The sequence below is a fragment of the Streptomyces sediminimaris genome (genome assembly GCF_047049295.1).
GTDB classification, from domain to species: domain Bacteria; phylum Actinomycetota; class Actinomycetes; order Streptomycetales; family Streptomycetaceae; genus Streptomyces; species Streptomyces sediminimaris.
In genome coordinates, this window is sequence record NZ_JBJWOT010000001.1 from 1,399,370 (window position 1) to 1,414,554 (window position 15,185).

A 15,185-nucleotide genomic window follows, 5' to 3' on the forward strand; every position below is an offset into this window, starting at 1 on the left:
CACTGGACGATGTGCGGTCACGTCCAGGCCCCAGAACCTACCGGCGGCCACTGACAGTCGGCCCCCCGTACCGCACAACCGGCCTGCCAGCGGCGGGTTTCGGCTACCAGCTGGTCTTGCGGTGCAGCTCCCACATCAGCATGATCGTCGACGGGTCCAGGGCCTGCTCCGCCCCGGAGATGTCGTCGCTCGCGGCGACGTACTGCTTGCCCTGCCACAGCGGCAGCAGCCGGGCGTCGTCGACCAGGATCTGCTGGGCCTGCTCGAAGTCCGAGACCACGTTGGCACGGTCGCTCTCGCCGCGGGAGCGGGGCAGCAGCACGCCGGTGATCCTCGGCGCGGGGTACGGCGTGCCCAGCGCGTTCTGGTTGCCGACGAACGGCGCGATGAAGTTGTCGGGGTCGGGGAAGTCGGGGAACCAGCCGCGCCCGAAGACCGGGTACTCGCCCTTCTGGTAGCCCGTCACGTACGTCTTCCAGGGACGGCTCCTGAGGGTGATGGTGAACAGCCCGGAGTCCTCCAGCTGACGCTTGATCTCCGCGAACTCCAGCTTGGTGGAGGAGCCGTAGCGGTCGGTGGTGTACCAGAGGGTGAGCGGGACCCGCTGGGTGATACCGGCGGTGGTGAGCAGCTTGCGGGCCTTGGGGACGCTCGGGCTGCCGAAGTCGTCGAAGAAGTCGGTGGTGTGCGCGGTCAGGCCCTTGGGGACCATGGAGTACAGCGGCTCCACGGTGTCCTTGTAGACCTTGTGCGCGATCGCCCCGCGGTCGATGACCTGGGCGACCGCCTTGCGGACCGCGGGCTTGGCGGCCCAGGGGTCCTTCGGGTTGAAGACCAGGTAATTGATCTCGACACCGGCGCCCTCGTTGATCTGGAGGCTGCCGTCGGAGTTGTGCTTCTGGAGGTTGACGATGTCATCGGCGTTCAGGCCGCGGAAGGCCACGTCGATGTCCTTGTCCTTCAGGGCGGCGACCATCGTGGCGGAGTCCTGGAAGTAGCGGATGGTCACCGCGCTGTTCTCGCGCTGGGCGTAGCCCTTGTAATTGCCGTTCCTGGCAAGCTCCGCCTTCTTGCCCTCCTCGTAGGACCGCAGCGTGTACGGCCCGGAGCCGTAGACCTTGCCGTCCTTGCGCAGGGAGCCGGCCGGGTACTCCGCCGGGTCGACGATCGACATGGCGGGTGTCGCGAGCACGAACGGGAAGGTGGCGTCGGGCTTGTTGAGGTGGAAGACGATCTTACGGTCGCCGGTCACCTGCACCCGGTCGAGGCTGCCGAGCAGTCCGGCGGGGCCGCCGTTGAGGTTGATCCTGCGTATGCGGTCGATGGAGTACTTGACCGCGTGGGCGTCGAGCGAGTGGCCGTCGGAGAATTTCAGGCCCGTGCGCAGCTCGCACTCGTAGGTCCGGTTCGAGCTGTCGGAGAAGCGGCAGTTGTCGGCCGCGTCCGGCTGCGGCGTGGTCGCTCCGGAGGGGTAGCTGAGGAGCGTCTGGTAGATGTTGCGGAACAGCTCCCAGGACTGGTCCCAGGAGGCGGCGGGGTCCAGCGTGCTGGGCGCGCTGGTCGTGCCGACGACGATGGGCCCCTTGCCGCCGGAGGAGTCCGACGAGAGGATGCCGCATCCGGCCACCAGCGACGACATGGACGCGACGGCCGCCATGTTCCGCAGGCCTCGGTTCCGGTTGAACACGCGCTCGCTCCTCGCTCTGCCGTACCAAGGGTCGGCAGACCATACCGCAGCGAACCGGTGGTTGAACCCCCTTTGCACCTGGCCCTTGATCAGGTTGTTTATGACGACGTTGTCATGCGGCTGTGCCCTTCTTGTGCCGCGACAAGGGCGCCGTTTCCGTCAAGGAAACGGCGCCCTCGGGTACCTGATCGTTACGGTCGCAACGGGTTGCTCAGGCGACGCCGGCGTTCAGGAAGATGCCGCCGTCGACGACGAGCGTCTGGCCGGTGATCCAGGCGGACTGCTCGGAGGTGAGGAACGCGGCGGCGCCGCCGATGTCGGACGGCACGCCGAGCCGGGCGAGCGGGTAGGCGGCGGCCGCCTCGGCCTCCCGGCCCTCGTAGAGGGCCTGCGCGAACTTGGTCTTCACCACGGCCGGTGCGATGGCGTTGACCCGCACCTTGGGCGCGAACTCGTGCGCCAGCTGCTGGGTCAGGTTGATCAGCGCCGCCTTGCTGACCCCGTAGGCGGCGATGAAGGGGGACGGGGCGAGTCCCGCGACGGAGGCGATGTTGACGACGGCGCCGCCGTTGTCCTTCTGCCAGGCGTGCCAGGTCTTCTGCGCGAAGCCGAGCGCGGAGATCACGTTGGTCTCGAAGACCTTGCGGGCCACGTTCAGGTCGAGGTCGGCGATCGGGCCGAACACCGGGTTGGTGCCGGCGTTGTTGACCAGGAAGTCGATACGGCCGAAGGCCTCCATCGTGCGCGCGACGGCCTCGGTCTGGTGGTCGAGGTCGTGCGCCTTGCCGGCGATGCCGATGACGCGCTCGGCGCCGAGCTTCTCGGCTGCCTCCTTCAGCGCGTCCTCGTTGCGGCCGGTGATGGCGACGCGGTCGCCGCGGGCGACGAGCGCCTCGGCGACGCCGTAGCCGATGCCGCGGCTGGCGCCCGTGACGAGGGCGACCTTGCCGGAGAGTGCGGGCAGTTCAGTCATGGCTGGGAGTTCTCCTAGTCGAGCGGTCCGCCGGCGACGTACAGCACCTGGCCGGAGACGAAGCCGGCCGCCTCGCCGGTGAAGAAGGCGATGGCGTTGGCGATGTCGTCCGGCTCGCCGACCCGCGCCACCGGGATCTGGGTGGCGGCCGCGGCCTTGAAGTCCTCGAAGCCCATGCCCACGCGCTCGGCGGTGGCCTTGGTCATCTCGGTGGCGATGAAGCCGGGGGCGACGGCGTTGGCGGTGACGCCGAACTTGCCGAGTTCCTTGGCGAGGGTCTTGGTGAAGCCCTGCAGACCGGCCTTGGCGGCCGAGTAGTTGACCTGGCCGCGGTTGCCGAGCGCCGAGGACGAGGACAGGTTGACGATCCGGCCGAAGCCCGCGTCGACCATGTGCTTCTGGCAGGCCTTGGACATCAGGAAGGCGCCGCGCAGGTGCACGTTCATGACGGTGTCCCAGTCGGAGACGCTCATCTTGAACAGCAGGTTGTCGCGCAGCACGCCCGCGTTGTTGACCAGGATCGTCGGCGCGCCGAGCTCCTGGACCACGCGCGCGATCGCGGCCTCGACCTGCGCCTCGTCGGAGACGTCGGCACCGACCGCGAGGGCCTTGCCGCCGGCCGCGGTGATCTTCTCCACGGTCTCCTTGCAGGCGGCCTCGTCGAGGTCGATCACGGCGACCGCGCGGCCCTCGGCGGCCAGCCGTACGGCGGTGGCGGCGCCGATGCCGCGCGCTGCGCCGGTGACTACCGCGACCCGCTGCTCAGTGGTGGACATTGCTGCTTCTCCTCGCCCTCGGGAAAGTACGCCCCGCTTGGAAGTGCGTCCGTCGAACCGCGCCCGCTGGGTGAGCGACCGCTTAGTACCTTCGGCAGACGTGACGCTAGAAGGCCTGGCACCCGGTGTCAACGGCACCCGGCGCCGGTGTGATCCATTACCTCACCAGCAGGTCGAGCAACCGCTCCGTCTCGGCCGCCGGATCACCGGTGAGCCCAGTGTGCACCGGTCCGGGCTGCACGACCGTGGAGCGCGGGGCGACGAGCCAGCGGAAGCGCCGCCCGGCGTCCTCGCCGGCGGCCTGCCCGGCCGCGTCCCCGCCGCCGCAGACCCGCTCGACCGCGCCGAGCGCGGCCCGGACGCCGGCGACGTCCGCGGCCGGGTCGAGGGCGAGCAGCCGCGCCTCGTCGAGGTGGGTGCGGGCCCCGGCGTAGGCCTTCGCGCGGCAGTACACGAGGACGCCGGCGTTGATGAACTCGCCGCGCTCCACGCGCGGGACGACCCGGAGCAGCGCGTACTCGAAGACGTCCCGGTCTCCGCCCTGGCCACCGCGGATGATGTGCCGCTCGACCACCGAACCGGCCATGTGGATGTGGCGCTCGCTCATATGCCCTCCTCGATTCCGGTGACGCGCTCATGGACGGCGGCGGCCCGGGCGAGCAGCGGCCGCGCATACGCCCGTCTGAGGTCGTCCGGCGTGTCGAATCCGGGCTCCCCGGCCAGCCACACGTCCGGGACCTGCGCGGTGACCTCGGCCAGCAGCTCCTCGGTGACCCGGGGCGCGAGCTCGGCGGCGGCGGCCGCGAGGTCGGGGCGGAACCGGGCGAGGGCGTGGTCGCGGGCGTCGTAGGGACGGGCCGCGGAGGTCTCGGCGCCGGGCCAGTTGTGCTGCCAGATCATGGTCGCGCCGTGGTCGATGAGCCACAGCTCGCCCCGCCGCATCAGCAGGTTGGGATTGCGCCAGGAGCGGTCGACGTTGCCCACCAGCGCGTCGAACCAGACGATCCGCCCGGCCTCCTCGGGGCTCACCGCGAAGGCCAGCGGATCGAAGCCGAGGGCTCCGGAGAGGAAGTCCATGCCCAGGTTGGTGCCGCCGCTGGAGCGCAGCAGGTCCTGCACCTGCTGCTCGGGCTCGCCGAGTCCCAGCACCGCGTCGAGGCCGATCGTGACCAGGCCCGGCACCCGCAGGCCGAGCCGGCGGGCGAGCTCGCCGCAGACGACCTCGGCGACCAGCGTCTTGCGGCCCTGCCCCGCGCCGGTGAACTTCATGACGTACGTTCCGTGGTCGTCGGCCTCGACGAGCCCCGGCAGCGACCCGCCTTCCCGCAGAGGCATGATGTAGCGGGTCGCGATGACTTCCTTGAGCATCGCCCCAGGCTACCGGGGTACCGGCGGGCGCCGGACGAGCGGTCGTCCGACGCCGGCGGCACAGCGGCAGCGCGGCCGCACCGCCTCGGGAGGCGGCCGCGCCAAGCTCCCGCCGTCGGCTGAACAACGCACGGCGACCGGCCGTACCCCTGTACGGATCCACCACGCTTGCATGGAAGGGAACGTCAGCATGACCAGCGAATCAACTCCCCCCGTCGAGGCACCCGGCCGCCGGACCGTTGTGGCGGCGGTGGGCGCGGCGGGGCTCGCCGTCGCGCTGACCGCGTGCGGATCGTCCGACGACACCAGCTCCTCGGGCGGCTCCGGCACCCAGGCGGGCGCCAACGCGTCGGGCGGCGGCTCCGGCAGCGGCTCCGGCGGCGGTACGGCCCTGGCCAAGACCTCCGACATCCCCGAGGGCGGAGGAAAGATCTTCAAGGACCGGAACGTCGTGGTGACCCAGCCCGCGGCGGGGACCTTCAAGGCCTTCTCGACCAGGTGTCCGCACATGGGGTGCGCGGTGAGCAGCATCGCCAAGGGCGTCATCGTCTGCCCCTGCCACGGCAGCCAGTTCTCGGTCGAGGACGGCAGCGTGAAGAAGGGTCCGGCGACGTCCGGGCTCACCGCCGAGAAGGTCACCGTCAGCGGGGACTCGATCACGCTGGCCTGAGCCGCGGCCGTTCGAGGCAGCCGAGCACCTCCTCGGTGGTCGCGACCGTGGCGACCAGCGCCAGCGTGTTGCGGATCATCGCCGGGGTGTACTCGGCGGGCACCCCCGCGACGGCGTCGGACGGCACCACGGCGGTGTAGCCGCGGTTCACCGCGTCGAACACCGCGTTGGGGATCGCCACGTTGGCCGAGACGCCGGTGACGACCAGCGTGCGGCAGCCCAGGTTGCGCAGCAGCGGGTCCACGCCGGTGCCCTGGATCGGGGACAGCCCGTGGAGCCGCCGTACCACGATGTCCTCCTCGGCGACCTCGATCGGGGCGGCCACACGCACCGCCGCGGTGCCGGACAGCTGCTGGACCGGCAGCCGCTCGGCGGCGCGGAAGAGGCGGGCGTTGCGGTTCGCGCCGCGGCCGTCCGGGCGGCGTTCGGCGATCGCGTGCACGACCTGGACGCCGCTTCGGTGGGCGGCCCCGACCAGCCGGGCGACGTTGGCGAGGGCCCCGGACGAGCGCGCCTCGCGGGCGAGTTCGGGCAGCGCGCCGCGCTCTCCCACGACGCCCTGCTGGCATTCGACGGTCAGCAGCACCGTGGTGTGCGGTGCGAGGAGTGCGCTGAGCTGTTCCTGCGACGGCACGGTTCCCCCCTCGTCGGCGGCGGTCCGAAGGCGGGCGAGCGTAACGGCCGTTGCGTACGGGCGGAAGACGATCCATCCTTTTCTGACGTGATGTCAGAGGATCTCTCCTCTGGCACGACGTGAGAGAAGAGGGGGCCGCATGACCGCCACTCAGCGCCGGGGCCGGAAGATCATGATGACGCCCGGTGAGCTGGACGATTTCCTCACCACCCAGCGCACCTGCCGCGTCGCCACCGTCTCGGCCAGCGGCGCGCCGCACGTGAGCACGCTGTGGTTCGCCTGGGACGGAACCGCGATGTGGCTCTACTCCGTGGTGCGCAGCAGGCGCTGGGCGGACCTGCGCCGCGATCCGCGGGTCGCGATCGTGGTCGACACGGGTGAGGAGTACGACGAGCTGCGCGGCGCCGAGCTCTCCGGCGCCGTCGAGTTCGTGGGCGAGGCCCCGCGCACCGGGGAGCTGTGCGCCGAACTCGACGTCCCCGAGACCCTGTTCGCGCGGAAGAACTTCAACCTGGAGGAGATGCCGCACGACGGCCGGCACGCCTGGGTGCGGCTGACGCCGGAGAAGATCGTCTCCTGGGACTTCCGCAAGCTGGGCGGCGCCTGAACGCCGTCACGCTCACCCCACTTTGCGGGCCGCGTCCTGCAGGGCCTGCACCGCCGCCCGGATCGACGGGCGGCGGTCGGCGTCCGCCCGCCAGACGACGTAGACGTGCCGGCGCGCCCGCTGCCGGAGAGGGACGGTGACGACGCCGGCGGGCATCGGGTGACGGCCGAGCAGCGGCGCGATGCACACGCCCAGTCCGGCCGCGACCAGCCCCAGCTGGGTGTGGCTCTCGGCGGCGCGGTGACCGACGAGGGGCTCGATGCCGCGCGAGCGGAGCGTGAACATCAGCCACTCGTGGCAGAACTCCCCCTCGCCCCAGGTGATCCACTCGTCCTCGGCGAACTCCCCGAGATCCACCTCGTCGCGCCCGGCGAGCCGGTGCCGGGCCGGCATCGCCACATCGGCGGGGTCGTCCAGGAGCGGCGCCTTCACCAGGCCGTCGGGCAGCGGCATCGGCTTGTTGTACCAGTCGAGCACCACCGCGAGGTCGAGGTCGCCGCGGACCACCCCGGCGACGCCCGACTCCGGTTCCAGTTCGCTGGAGCGCACCCGCAGCGCCGGGTGCTCGGCGCGCAGGGCGGCGAGCGCGGTGGGGAACAGCCCGCGCGCGGCGGTCGGGAACGCCGAGAGCCGGAGTTCGCCGACCACCTGCCCGCGGTGCGCCTCCAGGTCCGCCTGGGCCAGCTCGACCTGCGACAGGATGCGCGAGGCGTGCTCGGCGAGCAGCCGGCCCGCGTCCGTGAGCCGTACGCCCCGCCCGTTCCTGGCCAGCATCCGCTGGCCGACCTCCCGCTCCAGCTTGGCCATCTGCTGGGAGACCGCCGACGTCGTCACGTGCAACGCGGCGGCCGCGCCGCTGACCGAGCCGTGCCGGGCGAGGGCGTCCAGGGTGCGCAGGCGCTCCAGGTTCAACATGTAAGAGATGCTACGAGGTATCTCGCGCGAAGTCTCGATTGTGCTACGAGAACACATGCCACATCGTTGCCGGCATGACCACCACCGCCGCGCCGCGGACCCCTGTCCGCGCCTCCGCTCGCCGTCCCGCTCCCGACTGGCGCCTGCGCTTCGGCGCCCTCTCCCTGATCTGGGGCTTCAGCTTCCTGCTCATCAAGGTCGGCACGCGGGGGTACGCGCCCTTCCAGGTCACCCTCGGCCGGCTGGTCTTCGGTACGGCGGTGCTCGCGGCGGCGATGGCCGTGAAGCGGCAGCGGCTGCCGCGGGGCGCGCGCACCTGGGGGCATCTGGCGGTCGCCGCGTTCCTGCTGAACGCGCTGCCGTTCTCGTTGTTCGCGTACTCCGAGCTGACGATCCCGTCCACGCTGGCGGGCATCTGCAACGCGACGTCACCGCTGTGGGGGATGGCGCTGTCCGTGGTCGCGCTGTCGGAGGACCGGCCCACCCGGGTGCGGGTCGCGGGGCTCGGGATCGGGTTCCTGGGGGTGCTGACGGTCCTCGGCGCCTGGGAGGGGTTCAGCGGGCTGGACGCCCGGGGGACGGCGATGGCGCTGCTGGCGTCGCTGAGCTATCCCGTGGGGTGGATCTACGTCCGGCGGACGCTGGCCGGTTCCGGGTCCTCGCATCTGTCCATGACCGGCGCGCAGTTGCTGCTGGCGACGGCGCAGCTGGCCGTGGTGACACCGCTGTTCACGTCGGTGCCGACGCGGATCTCCCCGCTGCCGTTGCTGGCGGTCGCCGCGCTGGGGGCGCTGGGGACGGGGGTCGCCGTGCTGATCCAGTACGGGCTGGTGGCCGAAGTCGGGCCCACCACCGCGCAGATGGTCACGTACTTCATTCCCGTCATCGCCACGGCGGCGGGGGTGGCCGTCCTCGGGGAGTCGCTGCGGTGGTCGACCCCCGTCGGGGCGGTGGTCGTTCTGACGGGGGCGGCGCTCACCCAGGTTCGGCGGCGCGGCTGAGGGGAGGGAGCCGCCCGCGCCGTCACACGTGGTTCCTGGCCGGTGCCCGGCTCAGGGCGCCGGCTGCCGCCTCCGCCAAGGGGGCCGTCTCCTGCGGGGTGAGCGTGGCGACGGTGACGCGGATGCCGGGGGGTGCGTTCAGGCGGAACCGGGCCCCCGGGGCCACCGCCCAGCCGGCGTGCAGCAGGCGGGAGACGGCGGCCGTTTCGTCGGGGACCGGGATCCAGACGTTCAGGCCGGAGCGGCCGTGGGCCTCGACACCGCGGCGGGCGAGGGCGTCGATCAGGAGGTCCCGGCGGGTGCGGTAGGCGGTCGCCACCGATGCCGTGTCCAGGGCCCCGTCCGTCCACAGGCGCACCACCGCCCGCTGGACGACGCGGCTGACCCAGCCGGGGCCCAGGCGGTGCCGGCCGGTGACGCGGTCCACCGTGACGGCGTCGCCGGTGAGGACGGCGAGGCGCAGGTCGGGACCGTAGGCCTTGGCGACCGAGCGCACGAACGCCCAGTGCCGGGTGACGCCGGCCAGCGGGTGCACGGGCAGGTCGACGATGCCGTGGCCGTGGTCGTCCTCGATCAGCAGGGTCTCAGGGTACGCGCCGAGCACGGCGCGCAGGGCACGCGCGCGTGCGGCGGTGACGGCGGCTCCGGTCGGGTTCTGGGCGCGGTCGGTGACGATCAGGGCGCGGGCGCCGGACTCCAGGGCCCGTCGTACCTCCTCGGGGCGTGGGCCCTCGTCGTCCAGGCCGACCGGGGCGGTGCGCAGTCCGAGTGCCGGGACGAGGTCGAGCAGGCCGCCCCAGCCGGGGTCCTCGACGGCGACGGTGTCGCCCGGCTTCAGATGGGCCGCCAGCACGCGTTCCACGGCGTCCAGCGAGCCGGACACCACGGCCGGCGGGCCGTCCGGCACGCCGTCGGCGTCCAGTGCGGCGCGCGCGAGCCGCGCGAGTTCCGGTTCCACCGGGGCGTCCCCGTAGAGCACGGGCTCGCGGTCGCCCTGCCCGGCCGCCGCCGCGAACGCCTCGGCCAGGGACGGGAGCAGGGCCGGGTCGGGGTTGCCGCTGGCCACGTCGCGCACCCCCTCCGGCACGTCCATGCGGACGTACTCCCGCCCCGTGGTGGCCGGTTTGGGGCGCACCCGGCTGCCCCGGCGCCCGGACGTCTCGATGACCCCGCGCTCGCGCAGGATGCGGTACGCGGCCGCGACCGTGTTCGGGTTCACGCCCAGCCGGAGCGCCAATTCCCGCAGCGGAGGCAGCAGCCGGCCCGGCTCCAGTGCGCCGGAGCCCACCGCGCGCTCGACGCTCGCCGCGATGTCCGCGGCGCGCCGCCCCTCGATCCTGTATTCTCCTAGCACAAAGCAGATTATGCACTAGTGCAATATGCCGGGCAAGCCGAGCAGCAGCCGGCCCAGGACGAACAGCCTTGGAGAGTGTCATGCAGGGGACCGCCCAGCCGACGTCGCAGCCCACCGCCTACACGCCGACCGACCGCACCGTCCCCACCCGGTCCGCGGAACGGGCGTCGTACGACAGGGAGCTGGTGCACGCGATACTCGACGAGGCCTGCGTCTGCCACCTCGGCTTCGTCCGCGACGGGCGGCCGGTGGTGCTGCCCACGCTGTTCGCCCGGGTCGGCGAGCGGCTGTACGTGCACGGCTCGACGGGTTCGCGTCCGCTGCGGACGACGGGCGGGGAGGAGCAGGGCCTCGCCGTGTGCCTGACCGTCACGCACGTCGACGCGCTGGTCCTGGCCCGCTCGGCCTTCCACCACTCGGTCAACTACCGCTCCGTCGTGGTCCACGGCACCGCCCACGACGTGACGGACCCCGGGGAGAAGACGGCCGCCCTGGAGGCGCTGGTCGACCATGTGGTGCCGGGCCGGGCGGCCGACTCCCGGCCCCCGAACAAGAAGGAGCTGGCCGCCACCGCCGTGATCCGCCTCGACCTCGGCGAGGTCTCCGCCAAGCTCCGTACCGGCGGCGTGAACGACGAGCCCGAGGACCTGGGCCTGCCGCACTGGGCCGGCGTCGTCCCGCTGCGCAAGGGCTACGAGGCGCCGGTCGCCGACGCCGCGCTGGCACCCGGGACCGAGGTCCCCGACTACCTGGCCGGGCGCTGACGCCGCGGGTGCGCGGGAGTCACGGGCCCCCGCGCACCCCCCGCGGTCCTACACCACCACCGGCTCCCGAGCGGCCGTGCGCGCCTCCGCGAGCGCGAGGCCCGCGACCGAGGCCAGCATCAGCACCGTGCCCACCAGGGTGGCGGTGGTGAGGCGTTCGCCGAGCAGGGCGACCGCGAGCACCGCGGCGGCCACCGGCTCGAGGAGCATGATCACGGACACGGTGGCCGAGCGGACGACGGCCGCACCCGCGAAGTAGAGGCCGTAGGCGAGCGCCGTGGGGACCGTGGCGATGTAGGCCAGCAGCCACAGCGTGCGGGCGGGGTGGCCGGTGTGCGGGACGATCCCCTCGGCCAGGGCGAGCGGCAGCAGACAGAGGCCGGCGACCGCGAACGCCCCCACCGAGGTACTGGCGGCGTCCGTCCCGCCGTGCCGGCCCCACCAGCGCGTCAGCAGCGTCATCGCGCAGTACCCGGCCGCGGCCAGCAGGGCCAGGAGCACACCCGACGGGCGCACGGTCGCGCCGCCGCCGCCGAGCACGAGGACCGCCAGCCCCGCGAGCGCCCCGGCGACGGCGGCCACCCCGCCGCGGCCGAGCCGCTCCCCCATGGTGAGCCGGGCGCCCAGCGCGATGAGCACGGGCCCGGCGCCCAGCGTGACGACGGTGGCGACCGCGAGTCCGGTGGCGGACACGGCCGCGAAGTAGGCCGTCTGGAACACGGCGAGCCCCGCGCCGGTGGCGCCGGCCCGCAGCGCCCGGCGGCCGAGCGGCTCGCGCCCGGCGGTCCGGGCGCGCGGGCGGCGCAGCAGGCGGGCGGCGAGCAGCAGGGCGAGGCCGGCCGCGCAGCGCCAGAACGAGAGGGCGGCGTAGCCCATGTCACTGGTCCGGTAGACCAGGGAGGCGGCCGCGCCGGCGGTGCCCCAGGCGACACCGGCGACGATCAGGAAGAACAGGCCTCGCCCGACGGGCAAGCCGAGAGCAGCATTCGACACGAGTGGTCTCCGCGGAGTGCAGAAGGTCGGAAGGGGACCGGCCGGGGCCGGGTCCCGGGGACTTCTTCTGCGGGCAGCACCGTGGGGCCCGACGCCGTCGGGCGTGGATCCCGCGGGGCCCGCCTCAGGCGGCCGGGGGCGGAAGAACGAGTGCGTCCGAATGCATGATCGTCACCTTAGGCCGCGCTCTCCCGGGAGGACAACGCCGTTTCCGTGCCGCCGCCCGCCACCGGCTCGGGGGAGGTCCGGGCGGGCGCCGACGACTGCGCGATGAACGCGCCCACCAGGACGACGGCACCACCGGCGATCTGCGGCGCCGACAGGTGCTCGCCGAGCAGCACCCAGGCGAGGACCGTCGCGATGACCGCCTCCAGGCAGGCCACGACGCCCGCGACCTGCGGCGAGAGCCGGCGCACCGAGACCACTCCGGTGACGTAGGCGAGGACGGTGGCGACGAGCACGATCCAGGCCAGCAGGAACAGGGCGGCGACCGGCCTGCCGTCCATCCGGGCGGTGCCCGTCAGCACGGAGAAGTCCATGGTCCAGGGGCGGGCCACCGCGGTCAGCACGACGGCGCCGACGAGCAGGCCGTACGCGATGACGCCGAGCGGGTCGGGCGCCTCCTCGCCGGCGTCGCCGCCCTGGTCGGACAGGACGAAGTAGCCGACCTGGCAGCAGGCGGCACCGAGCGCCGGCAGCAGGCCGAGGACGTCGAGGCCCAGCCCCGACCAGACCTCCACGACGCAGGCGAGACCGCCGACCGCCAGGACCACGCCGAGCGCGGCGGCCCGCGTCACCGGCCGCCGCTGCACGAACCGGACCCAGCCCAGCACGAGGGCCGGCGCGAGGTACTCGACGAGCAGGGCGACCCCGACGGGGATGCGGGAGATCGCGGCGAAGTAGCAGGCCTGCACCCCGGCCACGGCGAGCAGGCCGAACCCGGCGACCAGGGCGGGGCGGCGCAGCGGCAGCGCGCGGTGGCGCACGGCGACCGGCAGCATCACCACGGCCGCGCCCGCCACCCGCAGCCACACCACGTGGAGCGGGTCGAGTCCCGCCTCGATCAGCGGCTTCGCCGCGACCCCCGACCCGCCGAAGGCGAGCGCGGAGGCGAGGGCGAGACCGAGACCGGCCCCCTTGCCGCCGCCGTGACGGCTCTCAGACGTAACCACCGGCACATGATGACAGGCGACGACAGGAGCGTCACCCCCGATGACACCTGTCTCAGTGGCTGGACCATCGCGGCGGCTCCAGCCGGTCCTCGACGGCGGCGATCAGGGCGCCGGTGTCGATGCCCGCCCGGTGCAGCACCTCGACCGCGCGCGCCCCGGGATCGGCGACGATCGCCGCCAGCAGGTCGACGCCCCGGGCCGGCCCGCCGCCGCGGGCGGCGGCGCGCTCGCAGGCGTGCTCCATGGCGCCGGCGGCCAGCGGTGAGAAGCCGTCGGACTCCGCCACCACCGCCACGGCCCCGGAGTCCTCCACGGACCCCTGCCAGCGCAGGCCGTAGCCGATGCTGCGCTGCACCAGGTAGCCGAGCAGCCGGGCGATCCCGGGCCCGTCGCCGAAGACGTCCCGCACCTCGGTGTCGTGTTCCAGGAGCGAGTGCAGCAGGTGCGCCGAGTCGATCTGCCGGTCCCCGTCGCGCACCGCCCGGCGGCGGGCACCGGAGATCACCGCTGCCAGTTCGGCGGTGAGACCGGCATCGTCGTCCACGCGAGGTGCCGCGACCTGCTCGCCGACCGGCTGCCGGGGGATACGGGATTGCACATCCCCCACCCCATCAGCCCCGTCGCCCGCGGTCATCCCCGAGGGGAAGCATCTTCGCGTCCCACACAGAGTGGACCCGGGGGGCCGGAATCTCCTCCTTACGGATGAGATCAGGCCGTTTCACCCGCAGGGGCGCCCGCCGTCCCGCCGTGCGCCGCCCGCGCAACCACAGCGCTCCGCCGCACGTCCCAGCAGGTGCATGGAGCGCAGGTACTGGCTGGTGTCCCTGCCGGCCGTCGACGGCAAGCAGTACGTGTACCGGGTGTACGCCCCGGAGGACGCACTGCCCGCCGACCTGTTCTGGGACGCCTGGCACTGCCACGACGAGAGCGCCCTCCCGCGCGCGTGGGATCTCTTCGACGCGGCGGCGATCCGGCGGGTCGGCGGAGCGCTCCCGGAACACCCGCACAATTCCTGACGGTTCATCAGTATTGAATGTTCCGGGCCGTGCGGCTACTTTCCGCGACACCGTAGCCCGACAGAAGAGGTGGTCGCATGGCCGAGGTCAGCGCGGAGGCCCGTATCGAGGCACCCGCCGAGAAGGTGTGGGCGCAGCTCACGGACTGGTCCGCGTACGGCGAGTGGAACGCGACCCACACCAGCTTCCCCGAGGGCGGCCCGCGGACCTTCGAGGTGGGCGGGACCTTCCAGGAGAACATGAAGCTGATGGGCTTCCCGGCCGAGGTCGAGTGGACCATCGAGGAACTCCGGCCGGCGCGGGTGCTCGCCATCCGCGGCAAGGGCCCGATGGCGGTCAGCGTCGCGAACCGCTACACGCTGACTCCCGACGGCGACGCCACGACCGTCCGCATCGACGGGGAGTTCACGGGTGCGGCGGTGTCCCTGATGGCGGGCAAGCTCAAGGACTCGGCGACGGCGGCGCTGACCGAGTCGCTGCGGAGGCTGGCCGGACTGGTGACCTGAGGACGCGGGCACACCGGGGCGCCCCGCGGACGGTTCCACGGGGCGCCCTGCGCACGGCGGTCAGTCCTCGTCGGCGAGGATCAGGTACAGCTTCTTGCGGGCTTCGTTGATGACGGTCAGCGCCTTCTCGCGCTGCTCCTTGCTGCCGGTCTTCCAGACCTGGCCGAAGGCCTCCATCAGACCGAAGCCGGCCTGCCGGATCTCACCGAGCGCCTCGAAGTCGATGCCGCGGGAGGCCTCCTCCCAGGGCGCGTCCGGGCCCTCGTCGGCCGCCGCGCGGCCGGCCTCGGTGAGCGAGAAGAGCTTCTTGCCGCCCTCGCTCGCACTGGCGATCAGGCCCTCGTCCTCCAGCAGCTGCAGGGTGGGGTACACCGAACCGGGGCTGGGCTTCCAGGCCCCGCCACTGCGCTGGGCGATCTCCTGGATCATCTCGTAACCGTGCATGGGCCGGTCCTTGAGCAGGGCCAGGATCGACGCCCTCACGTCGCCCCGCCGCGCCCTGCCGCGGGGCCCGCCCCGCCCTCGTGGCCCCCACGGGCCCGGACCGAAGCCAGGGCCGCCGAAACCGAAACCGGGCCCGTGCCCGTGACCGCCGCCCGGGCCGCCCGGCCCGAAGGGGCCGAAGGCGCCGCGCAGGCCCTCGAAACCACCCCGGCCGCGAGAGCCGGGTCCACCGTGTCCACGTTCGAATCCATGGGAACGCATCACAATCACTTCCATTCCATCGTTGATCTGTCGCGATGCGTCAA

General features: G+C 72.9%; 18 protein-coding genes. 6 read left to right on the forward strand and 12 right to left on the reverse strand.

What is annotated here, in order from left to right; all coding sequences use genetic code 11:
- Window positions 1–103: 103 nt before the first annotated feature.
- From ACJ9NR_RS06550 to ACJ9NR_RS06570, 5 genes are all read right to left on the reverse strand, one after another.
- Complete coding sequence (locus ACJ9NR_RS06550; RefSeq protein WP_412489254.1) at window positions 104–1,687, reverse strand: ABC transporter substrate-binding protein; 1,584 nt, start codon at window positions 1,685–1,687, stop codon at window positions 104–106.
- Window positions 1,688–1,898: 211 nt separating this feature from the next.
- Window positions 1,899–2,660, reverse strand: coding sequence for an SDR family oxidoreductase (locus ACJ9NR_RS06555; RefSeq protein ID WP_412489253.1), 762 nt, complete (start codon window positions 2,658–2,660; stop codon window positions 1,899–1,901).
- 14 nt (window positions 2,661–2,674) lie between these two features.
- Entirely contained in the window at window positions 2,675–3,436 is a 762-nt protein-coding gene (gene fabG / locus ACJ9NR_RS06560) for a 3-oxoacyl-ACP reductase FabG (RefSeq protein ID WP_412489252.1), read from the reverse strand.
- A 157-nt stretch (window positions 3,437–3,593) separates the two neighbouring features.
- A complete protein-coding gene (locus ACJ9NR_RS06565) occupies window positions 3,594–4,043 on the reverse strand; it encodes a DUF3037 domain-containing protein (RefSeq protein ID WP_412489251.1) in 450 nt (149 codons plus the stop codon).
- Complete coding sequence (locus tag ACJ9NR_RS06570; protein ID WP_412489250.1) at window positions 4,040–4,804, reverse strand: HipA family kinase; 765 nt, start codon at window positions 4,802–4,804, stop codon at window positions 4,040–4,042. The genes ACJ9NR_RS06565 and ACJ9NR_RS06570 overlap by 4 nt, the downstream gene beginning before the upstream one ends.
- Window positions 4,805–4,994: 190 nt before the next feature.
- On the opposite strand from ACJ9NR_RS06570, the gene ACJ9NR_RS06575 reads away from it, so the two are divergent.
- A complete protein-coding gene (locus ACJ9NR_RS06575; RefSeq protein WP_412489249.1) occupies window positions 4,995–5,474 on the forward strand; it encodes a Rieske (2Fe-2S) protein in 480 nt (159 codons plus the stop codon).
- Here ACJ9NR_RS06575 and ACJ9NR_RS06580 read toward each other — a convergent pair.
- On the reverse strand, window positions 5,461–6,108 hold the full coding sequence (locus ACJ9NR_RS06580) for a cysteine hydrolase family protein (protein ID WP_412489248.1): 648 nt from the start codon (window positions 6,106–6,108) through the stop codon (window positions 5,461–5,463). The two genes, ACJ9NR_RS06575 and ACJ9NR_RS06580, sit on opposite strands and share 14 nt — an antisense overlap.
- Before the next feature lie 139 nt (window positions 6,109–6,247).
- Here ACJ9NR_RS06580 and ACJ9NR_RS06585 point away from each other — a divergent pair, with 139 nt between their 5' ends.
- Complete coding sequence (locus tag ACJ9NR_RS06585; RefSeq protein WP_412489247.1) at window positions 6,248–6,715, forward strand: pyridoxamine 5'-phosphate oxidase family protein; 468 nt, start codon at window positions 6,248–6,250, stop codon at window positions 6,713–6,715.
- A gap of 12 nt (window positions 6,716–6,727) precedes the next feature.
- On the opposite strand, the gene ACJ9NR_RS06590 is transcribed toward ACJ9NR_RS06585, so the two are convergent.
- The gene (locus tag ACJ9NR_RS06590) at window positions 6,728–7,630 is read right to left on the reverse strand and encodes a LysR family transcriptional regulator (protein WP_412489246.1); all 903 of its coding nucleotides are present in this window, start codon (window positions 7,628–7,630) and stop codon (window positions 6,728–6,730) included.
- A gap of 74 nt (window positions 7,631–7,704) precedes the next feature.
- Here ACJ9NR_RS06590 and ACJ9NR_RS06595 point away from each other — a divergent pair, with 74 nt between their 5' ends.
- On the forward strand, window positions 7,705–8,631 hold the full coding sequence (locus tag ACJ9NR_RS06595) for a DMT family transporter (protein ID WP_412489245.1): 927 nt from the start codon (window positions 7,705–7,707) through the stop codon (window positions 8,629–8,631).
- Window positions 8,632–8,653: 22 nt separating this feature from the next.
- Here ACJ9NR_RS06595 and ACJ9NR_RS06600 read toward each other — a convergent pair whose 3' ends face one another.
- Window positions 8,654–9,985, reverse strand: coding sequence for an aminotransferase class I/II-fold pyridoxal phosphate-dependent enzyme (locus ACJ9NR_RS06600; protein ID WP_412489244.1), 1,332 nt, complete (start codon window positions 9,983–9,985; stop codon window positions 8,654–8,656).
- Window positions 9,986–10,065: 80 nt separating this feature from the next.
- Here ACJ9NR_RS06600 and ACJ9NR_RS06605 point away from each other — a divergent pair, with 80 nt between their 5' ends.
- Window positions 10,066–10,749 carry a pyridoxamine 5'-phosphate oxidase family protein gene (locus ACJ9NR_RS06605; RefSeq protein WP_412489243.1) on the forward strand — a complete coding sequence of 228 codons (684 nt, stop codon included), beginning with the start codon at window positions 10,066–10,068 and terminating at the stop codon, window positions 10,747–10,749.
- 48 nt (window positions 10,750–10,797) lie between these two features.
- Here the strand turns inward: ACJ9NR_RS06605 and ACJ9NR_RS06610 are convergent, their stop codons facing one another.
- The 3 genes from ACJ9NR_RS06610 to ACJ9NR_RS06620 all read right to left on the reverse strand — a co-directional run bounded on the left by ACJ9NR_RS06610 (window position 10,798) and on the right by ACJ9NR_RS06620 (window position 13,512).
- Window positions 10,798–11,742 (reverse strand): DMT family transporter, encoded by a 945-nt coding sequence (locus tag ACJ9NR_RS06610; protein WP_412489242.1) that lies wholly within the window; start codon window positions 11,740–11,742, stop codon window positions 10,798–10,800.
- Window positions 11,743–11,918: 176 nt separating this feature from the next.
- Entirely contained in the window at window positions 11,919–12,920 is a 1,002-nt protein-coding gene (locus ACJ9NR_RS06615; RefSeq protein WP_412489241.1) for an EamA family transporter, read from the reverse strand.
- Between the two features lie 46 nt (window positions 12,921–12,966).
- The gene (locus ACJ9NR_RS06620) at window positions 12,967–13,512 is read right to left on the reverse strand and encodes a Clp protease N-terminal domain-containing protein (protein WP_412489240.1); all 546 of its coding nucleotides are present in this window, start codon (window positions 13,510–13,512) and stop codon (window positions 12,967–12,969) included.
- A 199-nt stretch (window positions 13,513–13,711) separates the two neighbouring features.
- Here ACJ9NR_RS06620 and ACJ9NR_RS06625 point away from each other — a divergent pair, with 199 nt between their 5' ends.
- Both ACJ9NR_RS06625 and ACJ9NR_RS06630 read left to right on the forward strand, forming a co-directional pair.
- Entirely contained in the window at window positions 13,712–13,930 is a 219-nt protein-coding gene (locus tag ACJ9NR_RS06625) for a hypothetical protein (protein ID WP_412489239.1), read from the forward strand.
- Window positions 13,931–14,007: 77 nt separating this feature from the next.
- Window positions 14,008–14,436, forward strand: a complete 429-nt coding sequence (locus ACJ9NR_RS06630; RefSeq protein ID WP_412489238.1) for a type II toxin-antitoxin system Rv0910 family toxin — start codon at window positions 14,008–14,010, stop codon at window positions 14,434–14,436.
- A gap of 60 nt (window positions 14,437–14,496) precedes the next feature.
- Here ACJ9NR_RS06630 and ACJ9NR_RS06635 read toward each other — a convergent pair whose 3' ends face one another.
- Window positions 14,497–15,141, reverse strand: coding sequence for a PadR family transcriptional regulator (locus tag ACJ9NR_RS06635; RefSeq protein ID WP_412489237.1), 645 nt, complete (start codon window positions 15,139–15,141; stop codon window positions 14,497–14,499).
- Window positions 15,142–15,185: the final 44 nt, after the last annotated feature.